Raw genomic sequence first — 13,716 nt, forward strand, 5'->3', positions numbered from 1 at the left:
ATGAGCGGAGCTCCTTGGGACTCAGACAATATATTTTTCTGCCTCGAACACACCCGCTGCCGCTTCACGTTTTTTCCGAATGACATTTTTAGGCGTCACGCGTGTCAGCTTGCGGAGAGCCGAGAGCATCATACGGAGAGAATCCCCTTCTTCCATTGCTAGTAAAGATTCTTTCGCATGGGCTTCAATTTCGTTAAAGGCTTCTTGAACGAAAATTTCTGTGTACAGCAGCTTTTGCGCTGCTTTATCGCTTCCTTGCGCGGCAATTGCCTTTTCCGTTCTGAGCACCGCTGATTCCATTGCATATACATTGCTGACAATATCAGCAACGTTTACGAGGATTTCTTGTTCGCGGTCGATCGCTTTTCCGTATTTTTGCGCGGCAAGGCCCGCGGCGAACAGGGCGATTTTTTTGGCTTGCTTGACGATATATTTCTCTTGCTCTAATACGCCGGTGCCCGGATCCTCAGGCATAAGCATCATGAGTTCTTCTTGAAGCGCCTGTGCCTTTTCAAAAAGAGGCAGCTCGCCTTTCATCGCTTTCTTCAGAAACGTGCTTGGCACGATTAACCGGTTAATTTCATTTGTTCCTTCGAAAATCCGGTTGATCCTGGAATCGCGATAGGCTCTTTCCACCTCATACTCCTGCATAAATCCGTAGCCGCCGTGGATTTGCACGCCTTCATCGACAATATAATCAAGCGTTTCAGAGCCAAACACCTTGTTGAGAGAGCATTCAATGGCGTATTCGGCAATGGACTTCGCAATTTGTCTTCCGTCCTTTAGGTCTTCAGCTGTAAACTGGCTCATATTGTCTTCAAACAGTCCGACAGTTCTGTACACAGAGCTTTCCATCGCATACAGTCTTGATGCCATCGTCGCGATTTTTTCCTGGGTCAGCGAAAATCCTGCGATCGGCGTTTTAAATTGGCGGCGCTGATTTGCGTAAGCTGCAGACAGCTCGATCACCCGTTTGGACGCGCCGATCGTTCCTACTGCCAGCTTGTAGCGGCCGATATTTAAAATATTAAAAGCGATGACATGCCCTTTGCCGATTTCTCCAAGAAGGTTTTCCTTCGGCACCTCAGCCTGATCTAAAATAAGGGTTCTCGTCGATGACCCTTTAATTCCCATTTTCTTTTCTTCAGGTCCGGTTGATACGCCCGGAAAATCTTTTTCTACAATAAAAGCGGAAAACTTTTCGCCGTCCACTTTGGCGTAAACGACAAAGACATCGGCAAAAGCTGAGTTGGTAATCCACTGTTTTTCTCCGGTTAATACGTAATGCGTTCCAGCTTCATTCAGCACCGCTGTCGTTTTTGCGCCTAACGCATCAGATCCGGAACCCGGCTCAGTCAGTGCGTACGCAGCGATCTTTCCCCCAGAAGCCAGATCAGGGAGATATTTTTTCTTTTGCTCTTCCGTTCCAAAGAAGACGATCGGCAAGGAACCGATGCCGACATGCGCACCGTAAGAAAGTGAAAAGCTTCCCGCACGCGAAAATTTTTCAGTGATCAGCGCCGAGCTGATCTTATCAAGGCCCAGCCCGCCGTATTCCTCGGGCACATCGGCTCCGAGAAGCCCCAGTTCTCCCGCTTTCTTCAAAAGCCGGACGGAATGTTCAAATTGATGGTTCTCAATTTCATCTATATGCGGCAGAACGTCCTGCTCAATGTAATCCTCCGTTGTTTTCGCAATCATTTTATGCTCGTCGGTGAAATCCTCCGGTGTATACATCTGATCATATGTGACATCCTCGATTAAGAAGCCGCCGCCTTTTAGTACTTCAGCCGTTTTTTTCGTCATTTGTTTTTCCCCCTTTAGCATAATTCAAATACACCGGCTGCTCCCATTCCGCCGCCGATACACATTGTGACGACACCAAATTGCTCGTTTCTTCGTTTCATTTCGTGAATCAGCGAGAGAGTTAGCTTTGTGCCCGTACAGCCAAGCGGGTGTCCGAGTGCGATAGCGCCCCCGTTGACATTCACTTTCTCCTCATCAATCCCCAGCTCCCTGATGACTTGGATGGCTTGTGATGCAAACGCTTCGTTCAGTTCGAACAGCCCGATGTCCTGCAGTTGAAGCCCGGCAAGCTTCAGTGCGCGCGGAATGGCTTCCACGGGCCCGATGCCCATGACTTCCGGCGGCACCCCGCCAACTGCAAAGGAACGGAATTTGACAAGCGGCGCCAAACCAAGCGCATCCGCTTTTTCGCGATCCATCAGCATGACAGCCGCCGCCCCGTCACTTGTTTGCGAGGAATTTCCGGCAGTGACTGTCCCGTCAACGGAAAAGGCCGGGCGTAATGTGCTTAAAATGTCTGTGGTCGTTTGCGGGCGGACACCTTCATCCTGAGAAAAAACAGTATGTTTTTCCTGCGGCTTATGGTTTTCGCCGATTTCTGTCACCTTGACTTCAACTGGGACAATTTCATCTTTAAATTTCCCCTCTGCAAGGGCTTTGGCAGCTTTCTGGTGGCTGCGCACGGCAAAAGCATCCTGATCTTCACGGGAAACGCCGTATTTTTTCGCAACCTGTTCTGCCGTGTGTCCCATGCTCATGTAATACTCCGGCGCTTTCTCGGCTAATGCGAGGTTCGGACGGGTCACATGCCCCATCATCGGAACCTGTGACATAGATTCCGCTCCGCCTGCAATGGCCGTATCGTAGGCGCCAAGCATAATTTTTTCTGCCGCATATGCGATGGACTGAAGACCTGAGGAACAGTAGCGGTTGACCGTAATCGCCGGCACCGTATATGGCAGACCCGCAAGCGCGCCGATATTTCTCGCCATATTGAGCCCCTGTTCTGCTTCAGGTGTTGCACAGCCAATAATTAAATCGTCAATATTGCCCTCATAGCCGCCTGCTCGTTTCAGCGTTTCTTTCACGCAAATGGCTCCCAAATCATCCGGGCGAACGGTGGCCAATGAACCTTTTTTCGCTTTCCCTACCGGTGTTCTTGCTCCTGCCACAATAACTGCCTCTTTCATAAACTCCCTCCTAGTTCCGTAAAGGTTTGCCTTTCACCAGCATATGCTGCATTCTCGCTTGAGATTTCGCCTCGCCTGCCAGACTTAAAAACGCTTCTCTCTCAATTTCCAATAAATACTCTTCATCCACCTCTGTTCCGAACGGCACTTTTCCGCCGGCAATCACAAAAGCGAGCTTTTTAGCGATTTTCATATCATGCTCAGATAGGTAGCCGGACAGCTTCATTTGCTCTGCACCGAGCAGAAGCGCGGCATAACCTGTTTCCCCCGCCACCTTGACCTTTTCTTTTACAGGCGGCCGCCAGCCGGTATCGTATAAAGAGGCGGCTAACTGCTTTGCATCGTACAGGAGGTGATTCTGGTTAGTGCTGATACGGTCAGCCTCTTTTAAAATGTTCAGTTCCCGAGCCTCTTGGGCGGAAGTTGACACCTTAGCCATTGCGATCGTTTCAAATGTTTTCATGGCCGCATTCATCGGATCAAGACCGCGGCGAAGATGATTGATGTACAGCTCTTTATTGCCCCCTCCGCCAGGGATAAGGCCGACTCCTGATTCTACAAGTCCCATATAGGCTTCGCTTGCCGCTTGTATTCGTGCAGCAGGGAGACACACTTCCGTCCCTCCGCCGAGCGTCATGCCAAATGGAGCTGCAACAACAGGTTTCGTGCTGTATTTGATGTTCATCATTGTCTCTTGAAAACGCCGTATCACCAAATCAACTTCCATAAAGTTTTCATCTTGTACTTCCATTAAGATCATGGCAAGATTGGCGCCCACGCAGAAATTTTTTCCTTGATTGCCGATGACAAGCCCTTTGTAATTCCGCTCTGTTTCTTCCAATGCTTTGTTGATCATTTGAATGATGTCGAGCCCGATGGCATTGCTTTTCGAGTGAAATTCCAGAAGCGCTACATCGTCACCAAGATCGATCAAGCTCGCTCCGCTGTTTTTCGCAATGACGCCGTTTGTTTCTTTAACTGACTGTAAATGGATTCGTTTCTTGTTTTCTTTTACAGCTCTGTATTCGCCGCTTTCGTAATAAAGCACTGTTCCGTTTTCTCTGATGTAGAAGGTCTCATTCCCTTTGTCCAGCATATCTTTTATCCAGCCGGGAATCTCCGCTCCAAGCTGTTCAAGCTTTTCCGCCGACTGTCTGAGACCGATTGCGTCCCAGATTTCGAATGGCCCCAGTTCCCAGCCGAATCCCCATTTCATAGCTTGGTCAATTGCATGAATATCGTCGGCAATTTCTCCGAGCAGCTGGGCTGAGTAAAGCAGCGTTTGCGACGTGACATTCCACAGCAGCTGGCCAGCCCTGTCTTCTGAATAAATAAGCGCTTTCATTTTAGCTTTTATCCCTTTAGCTTGCTTTGCCGCTTCAAGAGCCGGCGTTTTCATCTTTGACCGTTCTCCGTAAGTAAGCGTCATCGGATCAAGCTCATAAATCGTTTTTCCTTCTTTTTTATAAAAGCCTTGACCGGATTTGCTTCCGATCCAGCCTTTTTGCAGCATGTCATTCATGAAGTCAGGCAGGCGAAACACTTCTTTTTCGTCTCCCTCTGCTTTGTCATATACGTTTCGGGCGACGTGGGCAAACGTATCAAGGCCGACAACATCCAGCGTTCTGAAGGTTGCGCTTTTCGGTCTTCCGATCAGCGGGCCTGTGATGGAGTCGACTTCTCCGACCTGATAGCCGCCTTTCAGCATTTCTTGAACCGTAATGAGAAGTCCGTACGTCCCGATTCGATTTGCGATAAAATTTGGTGTGTCCTTTGCTGTGACCACACCTTTGCCGAGGACATTTTCACCGAAGGATGTCATAAACGCCAGAATGTCAGGATCCGTTTCCTTAATCGGAATGATCTCCAGCAGCTTTAAATATCGCGCCGGGTTAAAAAAGTGTGTTCCAAGAAAATGAGCTTTAAAATCATCAGACCTGCCTTCAGCCATTGCCTGCACTGAAATGCCGGACGTGTTGCTCGAGACAATGCTGCCCGGTTTCCGATGCTCATCCACGAGAGAGAAAATCTTCTTTTTGACCTCAAGATTTTCGACAACGACTTCAATAATCCAATCAGCTTCCTTCAGCTTCTCAACATCATCTTCTAGATTGCCGGGAGTAATATAAGCGGTATTTTGTGCTGACGTAAGAGGGGCGGGCTTTTGTTTCAGCAGCTTTTTCACCGCAGATCTGCTCAGCCTGCTGCGCACCTCCGGACTTTCCTTCGTCAGCCCCTTTTTCTCCTCTTCCTTTGTTAAATCGTTCGGCACAATATCAAGCAGCAGGACCGGAATTCCGATGTTAGCCAAATGCGCAGCAATACCGGAACCCATAACCCCCGATCCTAAAACGGCTGCTTTTTGAATGTGTTTGTGCATGAGACATCCCCCTTGAACGTTGAATGAATAATCATTCATTTTTTGGTCAAAAAAAATGGAAACCCGTTTCTTCTTTCATCATAAAAGATTTTTGTTTCGACTTCAATAGCTAATTTGTTATTTTTTTGTATGAAGCAAATAGAAGACGGGAAACTTAAACCCGGAGGTGAAGGGAATGGTGCGAGAGAAAAAGAACCCGTCTTCAGCAGCAGTAAGCGCGGCGAGCGTGAAAGGGGATGCCGGTCCGACACAGCATTACGGCGGCGGAAAACAGACAAGCCAAAATCAGCAGTATAAGAAACACAACATGGAACAATAACAATGCAGCTGCGGTTCGCGGCTGCTTTCACTTTTTGAAAATCCCTTTTAACACAAAAGCCGCATTTGCGGGTCTTTCGGCGATTCTTCTCATAAAGTAGCTAAACCAGTCGGTTCCATACGGGACATATACACGCATCTTGTACCCTTCCTTCACGAGTTCCTTCTGCCGCTCCGGCCTAATCCCGTAAAGCATTTGAAACTCGAATTGTGACAGCGGGATTTGATGCTCGGCAACGAGTTTCTTCGTAAACGCAATGATGTCATCATCATGTGTAGCGACGGCAGTATAGTTCCCGCTCAGCAGATGAAGTTTAATCAAGCTCTGAAAGTGAAGGTCTGTTCCTTTTTTATCAGGGAATGCAACGGCCGCAGATTCCTTGTAAGCGCCTTTGACAAGTCTGAGATTCGGCTTCAGATCGTGCAGCTTTCGGATATCTTCTGCAGCCCGGTAAAGATACGCCTGTATCACCGTACCCAGCATGTCAAATTCCTGCTTGCACTGCCTGTAGATGGCAAGCGTCTGTTCATAATGTGAGTAGTCCTCCATATCAATCGTCACAGCCACGTCATTTTCCTTCGCAGCAGATAAAATGTCACGCAAATGTGAAACGGTCAGCTCTTCTGAAATATCGAGCCCCAGTGACGTCAGCTTAAGGGAAAACTCGGAATCTAACCGGTGTTCGGCAATCGCTTGAATCGCCTTCTTGCATTCCTCTGCGACTCGACTCGCTTCTTTTTGTGTAGCCGCATACTCGCCTAAATAATCAATGGTTGTGCACAAACCGGATCGATTCAGCTTTTTAATGGTCCGAACAGCCGATTCAATCGTGTCCCCCGCGACAAATCTCCGCGCCCCCAGCCGTGATCCGTATGCTTTGGCAAGCTTGGTGAGCGTTTTATTTTGAGATAAGAATAAAAACATATGTCTCAACATCCAATTCCCTCCTGACGATACAGCCTTCTTCAAAACACCTGTATATAACTCCCATACTGAAGGAAACATAAAACGAATAGAACGCAAAGGAGGATTACAATGAACAATCAGCAGCAATCTCAAATGCCGCCCTCTGTTATTTCGACAAAGGATCATTTGTATCTGAATGACATGCTGAACTGGAATCTGCTCGCGATGAAAAAAGCGCATTTTATGGCGCAGCAGTGCCAGGATCAAACATTAAAACAAGAACTAGACCGCGTCGGACATATGCATCACGATCACTATCAAAGAATATTAAAGCACCTGCAGCCAGGCCAGCAGCAGTCCGGCTATATCCAATAAGGAGGCGCCAAAATGAATCAGCAAAATCAGAAAATCAGCAACCCGCAAACACCTGTGCCGACTACATCAGAAATGAATGACAGAGATGTCGTCAATGAACTTTTGACAACGGAAAAATACATGACCACTGCGTATTGCACTGCTCTGCATGAGTTCAGCCATGAATCTCTCTATCAGGATATTCAATCCATTTTTGATGAGTCACAAAAAGCGCAAAGAAAACTGTATGATCTCATGTTCCAATACGGATGGTATACTGTTGAAGCAGAAGACGCCCAAAAGCTGCAGCAATCCTATCAAAAGTTCCAGCAAACCATTCAGCAGCAGTCTCCTTATCAGCAATAAAGCTCTGTCAATCAGATCCGCAAAAAGGGTATGATGTGCTTTACTGGCATCTATCCTTTTTTTGTGTGTAAAATCAGTTGACTTTTTATTAACGCTTATTTATATTTAATAAGCATTAACTATTTCAATACATTAAATATAAACATGGATTATATTAAAGAGGAGAAATGAAGATGAAGAGTGCGGATCAGTTAATGTCTGATATTCAATTATCGCTTCAGGCGCTCTTTCAAAAGATACAGCCTGAAATGCTGGATAGTATGGAGAAACAGGGGATTACCCCCGCGCAGCTGTTTGTGCTCGCAAGCTTAAAAAAGAATGGCAGCCTTAAAATTTCTGAAATTGCCGAACGGATGGAGGTCAAGCCAAGCGCGGTAACGTTAATGGCAGACCGCCTTGAACAAAAAAATCTGATCGTCAGAAAACACAATACCCAAGACAGGCGAGTCATTAATATCAGCCTTACCGATGAAGGAGACAGAAAGTTCGAGGACGTTCTGGCGGGCAGAAAAGCCATAATGGCACGATACCTTTCCTACCTGACGGAAGAGGAACTGTTGCAGGCAGCGCATATGACGAAAAAGCTGGCACAAGCTGCTGCCGAAACCAATGAAAAGTAAAATAGGAAAAGAGGAAACGGATGAAATGAGTAATGAAGGAAAACAATCAAAACGGACTTTATTAATAACAGGCTTAATCATTGCCATGTTTTTCTCAGCCCTTGACGGTACCATTGTCGGAACTGCCATGCCGAAAATCGTCGGAGATCTTGGCGGTTTGAGCATGATGACCTGGCTGACTACGGCGTATTTGTTAACATCAACAACGGTCGTGCCGATTGCCGGTAAATTAGCGGACTTATTGGGGCGCCGGATCGTCTATGTATCAGGGTTGCTTATTTTTATGGCTGCTTCAGCTCTGTGCGGAATGGCCAACAATATGACAGAATTGATTATTTTCCGCGGTTTGCAGGGAATTGGCGGAGGTATTATGATGCCGATGGCCATGATTGTCATTGGTGACTTATTTACAGGGAAACAGCGTGCCAAATTCCAAGGGGTCTTTGGAGCCATTTACGGGCTTGCCTCTGTTATCGGGCCGCAAATCGGCGGCTGGATCGTTGATTCATTAAACTGGAAATGGGTTTTTTACATTAACCTTCCTGTTGGAATTATCGCAGTTATTTTTATTGCCAGAGGATTGCAGGGCCGTAAGCAGACCGGTCCGATCAACTTTGATATCGCCGGTATTTTTACAATGATTGTCGGGGTTGTCAGCCTTCTTCTTGCCCTAAGCTTTGGCGGGAAAGATTACGCATGGGGTTCATGGCAGATTCTCGGCTTGTTCGCGCTCGCACTGATCGGAATTGTGAGCTTTATTATTGTTGAATCGAAAGCGAAAGAACCGATCCTTCCAATGTATCTATTTAAAAATAGAACATTTACGTTTTTGAACCTGATCGGCTTTTTTATGAGTATCGGAATGTTTGGCGCGATTACGTTTGTTCCTTTCTTTATGCAAGGAATTGTCGGTGTAAGCGCATCTGAATCAGGCACCATTATGACACCGATGATGATCTCAATGATCATCACAAGCATTATCGGCGGCCAGCTTGTTTACAAAATAGGAATTAAACCGCAAATCATAACAGGCATGCTGATTATGGCTGGCGGATTCCTTCTGTTAACCACCTTGGATTTAGACACGAGCAAACTTGTCGCAACATCCTATATGGCCATTATCGGTCTAGGAATGGGTCTTGTTATGCCGATTCTGACGCTGGCTTTACAGGAAAGCTTTTCGAAAGAGGAGCTTGGGGTCGTCACCTCTTCCAGCCAATTCTTCCGTTCTATCGGGGGCACATTCGGCATTACCATGCTGGGCGCTGTAATGAATGCCAGATCCGGAAGCTTGCTGACTGATAAACTGGTTCCATATTTAGACTCGCTCCCGGCACAGGCAAACGCCTTTGCATCTCAATTAAAGGGCATGATTGACACAAATCCGCAAGGGCTGCTGCAATCACTGTTCAGCCCGGACGCAATTAAACAAATCCCTGCGGCTTTCTCATCCCATATTATGCCGATATTAAAAACATCGTTGATGGATTCGCTCCACAGCGTATTTTATACAGGCCTGATCTTTATCGCAGTCGGAGCTGTATTTACCTTATTCTTAAAGCCTATTAAGCTTTCGAATAAGAAAACGGATGAACAAAAGGAAAAATCGGCACAAGCCGTTGAATCCCCTTCTCATTAATAGAGCGCCCCGCGGACAGAACCGCGGGGCTTTTTTATTCGATCATCTGGGCCCTTCCGTTTCCGAAGGACCAATCCTCATCCTGATTTCCGGCCAGTATGATAAACACATCTTCTTTTCTTACACCGAGCTCCGAATGAATCCGGCTTGCCACTGAATGGTAAAACGATTTTTTCTGTTCTGTTGTTCTTGAATCTTTCAATGTAAAATGGATGTAAATCAGTTCATCTGTACGCTCTACCTGTAAATAAGATGGATCATAAAAAAATTCGCTTTTTTGGTATTGCCGGATCACTTGAAAGTAATCATCAGCCGGTACATTGATTTCTTCGATCATAGACTGGTGAATGGCACTGCTCAGTTTTTGAAGCCATTCTTTGCTTCTCCCCGCTCGTAAATGAATCTGTACAAATGGCATCTCTCAGGCGCTCCTTTCTTTACATCGTCTGGCCGCTGTCAATCGTGATGATTTGTCCTGTCAGGGATTCCTGTTCAAGCACGGAACAAATCAGCCGTGCCACATCACTCGCTTCAGCAATTCGCTGCAACAGCAAAGTGCCGCTCATATTTTTCATTTTTTCTTCACGCCCCGCCCACCATCTTGTCGCGACAGCTCCGGGTGCGACACCGCACACTCTGATTTCTGGCGCCAAAGCGTGTGCCAATGATTTTGTCAGGCCGTGCACCGCTGCTTTTGACACAGCGTAAGGCATAGAAGAGCCCGCCCCGGTTGACCCCGCGATACTGCCGATATTAACGATCGCCCCAGCCTTGCTTTTTTTCATGAAAGGAGCCGCTGCTCTCGCGCAAAAAAACATTCCTTTGACATTGACTGCATACAACTCGTCCCATACGTCCTCTGTCGAAGCGTCGAGATCATCCATTGGAATATGCCGTGTAATACTTGCGTTGTTGATTAAAACGTCAATCGTGCCGTATTGCTTTACTATCGCTTGAACCATGTCCTTCACTTCACTGTTTTTGGACACATCGGCTTGGATAGCAACGGCCTGCCCGCCCTCGCTTTTGATGATTTCTGCTGTTTCCTCCGCCTGAGCTTGCGAGCGTGAATAATTCACCGCAACAATCGCTCCGCGTTTCGCTAATTCAATGCATGCTGCTCTTCCTATTCCCGTGCCGCCCCCAGTGACGAGAGCTGTTTTGTTTTTAAGATCCATTGCCGCTACTCCTTGTTGTTTGTATATATTTTGAAATCTAAACTGCTGATTTTATTGTAATGGAGGTTTGGTGTTACGTATAATGATTGTTAAAGATACTCGATATCATTTAGATTGATATCAAAAGAACGGGGGATTCAACATGGAAAGCGGAGATCTGCGTGTGTTTCAAATGGTAGCCCGTGAAGGCACAATTACGAAAGCCGCACTGCTGCTTGGTTACGTGCAGTCAAATGTGACGGCCAGAATTCAGCAATTGGAAGCTGAGCTCGGCACCACCCTTTTTTTGCGCCATAACCGAGGCATGACACTCTCTTCTAGCGGAAAGCTTCTGCTGGATTATACGGATAAAATTATCGGGCTGCTGGATGAGGCGTCCAAAGCGCTCTCTTCCTCAACTGAGCCGAGCGGACAGCTGATGATCGGTTCCACTCAGACAGCCGCCGCAGTCAGGCTACCAAAACTGCTTGCTTCGTATTATGAAGAGTATCCAAACGTACAGCTGTCTTTAACAACAGGGCATACACAATTTTTAATCGATAAAGTTCTTCGGTATGAACTCGATGGAGCGTTTATCGGCTGTGAATGCAATCATCCTGAGCTTCAGTCCTTCCCCGCATTTGAGGAGGAGCCCGTAGTAGTGTCCGCTGCATCTGTATCCTGTGCAGAAGAAGCCATCACAAAGCCGATTCTCGTTTACAGCACAGGCTGTTCGTATCGAGAGACACTTGAAAAATGGCTGCGCTCCGTCGGCGTCACACAGCCGGTTATTATGGAGTTCGGCACACTTGAAGCGATTATAGGCGGGGTAACAGCGGGTCTTGGCATCTCATTGCTGCCGCGGACTGTTGTACAAAAACACGAGTCTGAAGGTTCGATCCGATTGTACACGCTCCCTGAACCTCTCAGACAGATGAAAACGGAGTTTATTTTCCGGAAGGATTCGTTTATCAGCAGCGCGCTGCGCACCTTTATGGATTCCTTCGCACCAAATGAAACAGCCACATAACAAAAAGCAGTCTGCCGTTCATGAGCGGCAGACTGCTTTTTTAGCCTATTCTTTGTTTCGATGCTCTTCGTTTAACTGTTTGATATGCTGTATGATGTCTTTCATGCCCTGCTTTGCGTCAGGATATGTAGTATTCCAATGCTTAGCGAGCGGAGGCATGCTTTTGGCGATATGCGTGTACAAGATCCACTGCTTCACTTCTTCTTTTAATTCATGATTTGACTCCCCAAGGAGCAGCTCGGTATATTTTTCAAGCAATCCATCCAGCTGTTCTTGCAGTTTTTGTTCCATTTATACATCTTCCTTTCAAAAAAACAGCAAGGAGCTTTCTCATTGATGAAAGCTCCTTTAGCCGTGTTATTTATCCATGTGATGTGAAAGCCGCTTCCCGGACAATGCATCTGCCCCGGCCATGAGGAATGCAAAGAGGCGTTCCGAACAGCGGGTCCTGTGTGACCTGACAGTTCATAGAAAACACATTTTGCACCAGATCACAAGTAATGACCTCTTCCGGACGGCCTTCAGCGTAAATCTGTTTATCTTTAATAGCCACAAGGTGATGTGCGTAGCGGCACGCTAAATTCAAATCATGGAGCACCATGACGATCGTCCGCTGTTCCTTCTCATTCAGCTCAAACAGCAAATCAAGAATTTCTATTTGATGCGTCATATCCAAATACGTTGTCGGTTCATCCAGAAGTATAATATCCGTTTCCTGGGCAAGCGTCATCGCAATCCAAGCCCGCTGGCGCTGTCCGCCTGATAAGGAATCGACGGCGCGGTCAGCCATCTCTTCCAGCTTTGTGGCTTTAAGCGCTCTCTCAACAGCTGCCTCATCCTCTTTTGACCACTGTTTCAGCCAGTTTTGATAAGGATATCTTCCCTGCTTTACAAGCTGATGCACCGTCAGTCCCTCCGGAGCAGAAGGCCCCTGCGGCAAGATGGCAAGCTCCTTTGCGACTTCCTTTGTCGGAAGCTTGGCGATCGCTCTTCCTTCCAATAGCACAGAACCGCCTCTCGGCTTCATCAGCCGCGCCAACGAACGTAAAAGTGTCGATTTTCCGCAGCCGTTGCTGCCGATAAATACGGTAATTTCACCTTTTGGAATCGTTAAATTCAGTTCATCAATAATAACGGCATCCCCGTACCCTAAGCTCAGCGTTTCTGTAGAAATTGCACTCATACCCATAACCGCTCCTTTTTGCTGGCTTTTTAGCAGCTCTATGTATCGCACGTTTTATATAGACATGCATGTAAGTAAATTGTCATCAATGCAAGTGATACAATATTCAGTCTCTGATATGGTCATATACCCTCATTGTAGCAGAAAACAGTGACTTTGAAAATCATTTTCAATTAGTTTTCTGGTCAAAAATGGCGGTTATGGGTTTTTCAGCACATGATTATTTTTTAATTTCTCTGACAGCGCCGTTCTTAAGCTTCAGTTTTAAGTCGATATGATCATAGTGGCTGTCAAGGTTAAAAGCCGCCAGCACACTGTGAATCACTTCCTTTTCAGCCATTTGATCTGTCACGGATAGCTCGCTCAGAATCATTTTCATCTCATCCAGCGCTTCTTCTCCCTCTTGATTGATGCCTGAGAGCTTATCTTGTATTTCTGCTGTTTCATGAGTTCCGTTTTTTTCGTATATCCCTTCATAGCGATTATGCTCACCGTCACCATAGCTGACGCGAAGCGAGAAATTGCTGTAAGGAACAGATTTCATATGAGTAACTGCCGTATTTTCTCCTTCTGCTTGCTGCTGTTCTTCATTGAGACGGCAGCCCGCAATCAGAACAACTGCGAGACAAACGGCCCCCGCCGCTCTGATCAAATGCATAATGGTTCCCCCCTGTAGAATTCCATTTCTTTTAGGTATGTCCAAGGGATGGAATCCTCATTCAGAGAAAAGAGCAGAAAAAGCCGGGCTTCAGCGCCCGGCTTTCCT

At 46.8% G+C, this 13,716-nt stretch carries 14 protein-coding genes and 1 pseudogene; 6 read left to right on the plus strand and 9 right to left on the minus strand.

The genetic code is table 11. The features are described from left to right. Positions 1 to 21 precede the first annotated feature (21 nt). Genes fadE through NYE43_RS17150 form a run of 3 tightly spaced genes read right to left on the minus strand, consistent with a single transcriptional unit; the run spans position 22 to position 5,376 of the window. Entirely contained in the window at positions 22 to 1,806 is a 1,785-nt protein-coding gene (gene fadE / locus NYE43_RS17140; RefSeq protein WP_103671346.1) for an acyl-CoA dehydrogenase FadE, read from the minus strand. 14 nt (positions 1,807 to 1,820) lie between these two features. Further along, entirely contained in the window at positions 1,821 to 2,996 is a 1,176-nt protein-coding gene (locus tag NYE43_RS17145) for an acetyl-CoA C-acetyltransferase (RefSeq protein ID WP_103671345.1), read from the minus strand. A gap of 10 nt (positions 2,997 to 3,006) precedes the next feature. Then, positions 3,007 to 5,376, minus strand: coding sequence for a 3-hydroxyacyl-CoA dehydrogenase/enoyl-CoA hydratase family protein (locus NYE43_RS17150; protein WP_185848650.1), 2,370 nt, complete (start codon positions 5,374 to 5,376; stop codon positions 3,007 to 3,009). A 175-nt stretch (positions 5,377 to 5,551) separates the two neighbouring features. On the opposite strand from NYE43_RS17150, the gene NYE43_RS17155 reads away from it, so the two are divergent. After that, positions 5,552 to 5,695, plus strand: coding sequence for a YuzL family protein (locus NYE43_RS17155; protein ID WP_185848649.1), 144 nt, complete (start codon positions 5,552 to 5,554; stop codon positions 5,693 to 5,695). Positions 5,696 to 5,722: 27 nt separating this feature from the next. Here the strand turns inward: NYE43_RS17155 and NYE43_RS17160 are convergent, their stop codons facing one another. Continuing rightward, positions 5,723 to 6,631 carry a proline dehydrogenase family protein gene (locus NYE43_RS17160; RefSeq protein ID WP_101859979.1) on the minus strand — a complete coding sequence of 303 codons (909 nt, stop codon included), beginning with the start codon at positions 6,629 to 6,631 and terminating at the stop codon, positions 5,723 to 5,725. 99 nt (positions 6,632 to 6,730) lie between these two features. On the opposite strand from NYE43_RS17160, the gene NYE43_RS17165 reads away from it, so the two are divergent. The 4 genes from NYE43_RS17165 to mdtP all read left to right on the plus strand — a co-directional run bounded on the left by NYE43_RS17165 (position 6,731) and on the right by mdtP (position 9,580). Then, positions 6,731 to 6,976 (plus strand): hypothetical protein, encoded by a 246-nt coding sequence (locus NYE43_RS17165; RefSeq protein ID WP_010331808.1) that lies wholly within the window; start codon positions 6,731 to 6,733, stop codon positions 6,974 to 6,976. A 12-nt stretch (positions 6,977 to 6,988) separates the two neighbouring features. Beyond that, positions 6,989 to 7,321 carry a spore coat protein gene (locus NYE43_RS17170; RefSeq protein WP_024122779.1) on the plus strand — a complete coding sequence of 111 codons (333 nt, stop codon included), beginning with the start codon at positions 6,989 to 6,991 and terminating at the stop codon, positions 7,319 to 7,321. 173 nt (positions 7,322 to 7,494) lie between these two features. Then, entirely contained in the window at positions 7,495 to 7,941 is a 447-nt protein-coding gene (locus tag NYE43_RS17175) for a MarR family transcriptional regulator (RefSeq protein WP_024122780.1), read from the plus strand. Positions 7,942 to 7,966: 25 nt separating this feature from the next. Then, positions 7,967 to 9,580: a multidrug efflux MFS transporter MdtP gene (gene mdtP / locus NYE43_RS17180; RefSeq protein WP_103671374.1), complete on the plus strand. Its 1,614-nt coding sequence runs from the start codon at positions 7,967 to 7,969 to the stop codon at positions 9,578 to 9,580. Positions 9,581 to 9,614: 34 nt separating this feature from the next. Here the strand turns inward: mdtP and NYE43_RS17185 are convergent, their stop codons facing one another. Further along, on the minus strand, positions 9,615 to 9,998 hold the full coding sequence (locus NYE43_RS17185) for a tautomerase family protein (protein WP_024122782.1): 384 nt from the start codon (positions 9,996 to 9,998) through the stop codon (positions 9,615 to 9,617). Between the two features lie 19 nt (positions 9,999 to 10,017). After that, complete coding sequence (locus NYE43_RS17190) at positions 10,018 to 10,758, minus strand: SDR family NAD(P)-dependent oxidoreductase (RefSeq protein ID WP_185848648.1); 741 nt, start codon at positions 10,756 to 10,758, stop codon at positions 10,018 to 10,020. A 142-nt stretch (positions 10,759 to 10,900) separates the two neighbouring features. Here NYE43_RS17190 and NYE43_RS17195 point away from each other — a divergent pair, with 142 nt between their 5' ends. Further along, entirely contained in the window at positions 10,901 to 11,767 is an 867-nt protein-coding gene (locus tag NYE43_RS17195) for a LysR family transcriptional regulator (protein ID WP_185848647.1), read from the plus strand. Positions 11,768 to 11,812: 45 nt separating this feature from the next. Here NYE43_RS17195 and NYE43_RS17200 read toward each other — a convergent pair. The 3 genes and pseudogenes from NYE43_RS17200 to NYE43_RS17210 all read right to left on the minus strand — a co-directional run bounded on the left by NYE43_RS17200 (position 11,813) and on the right by NYE43_RS17210 (position 13,608). After that, positions 11,813 to 12,101, minus strand: a pseudogene (locus NYE43_RS17200) (YusU family protein). Positions 12,102 to 12,128: 27 nt separating this feature from the next. Next, positions 12,129 to 12,956, minus strand: coding sequence for an ABC transporter ATP-binding protein (locus NYE43_RS17205; protein WP_095714037.1), 828 nt, complete (start codon positions 12,954 to 12,956; stop codon positions 12,129 to 12,131). A gap of 214 nt (positions 12,957 to 13,170) precedes the next feature. Continuing rightward, complete coding sequence (locus NYE43_RS17210; RefSeq protein ID WP_095714038.1) at positions 13,171 to 13,608, minus strand: YusW family protein; 438 nt, start codon at positions 13,606 to 13,608, stop codon at positions 13,171 to 13,173. Positions 13,609 to 13,716 lie beyond the last annotated feature (108 nt).

It is taken from the genome of Bacillus sp. FSL R5-0434 (genome assembly GCF_038004745.1).
Lineage (GTDB): Bacteria > Bacillota > Bacilli > Bacillales > Bacillaceae > Bacillus > Bacillus halotolerans.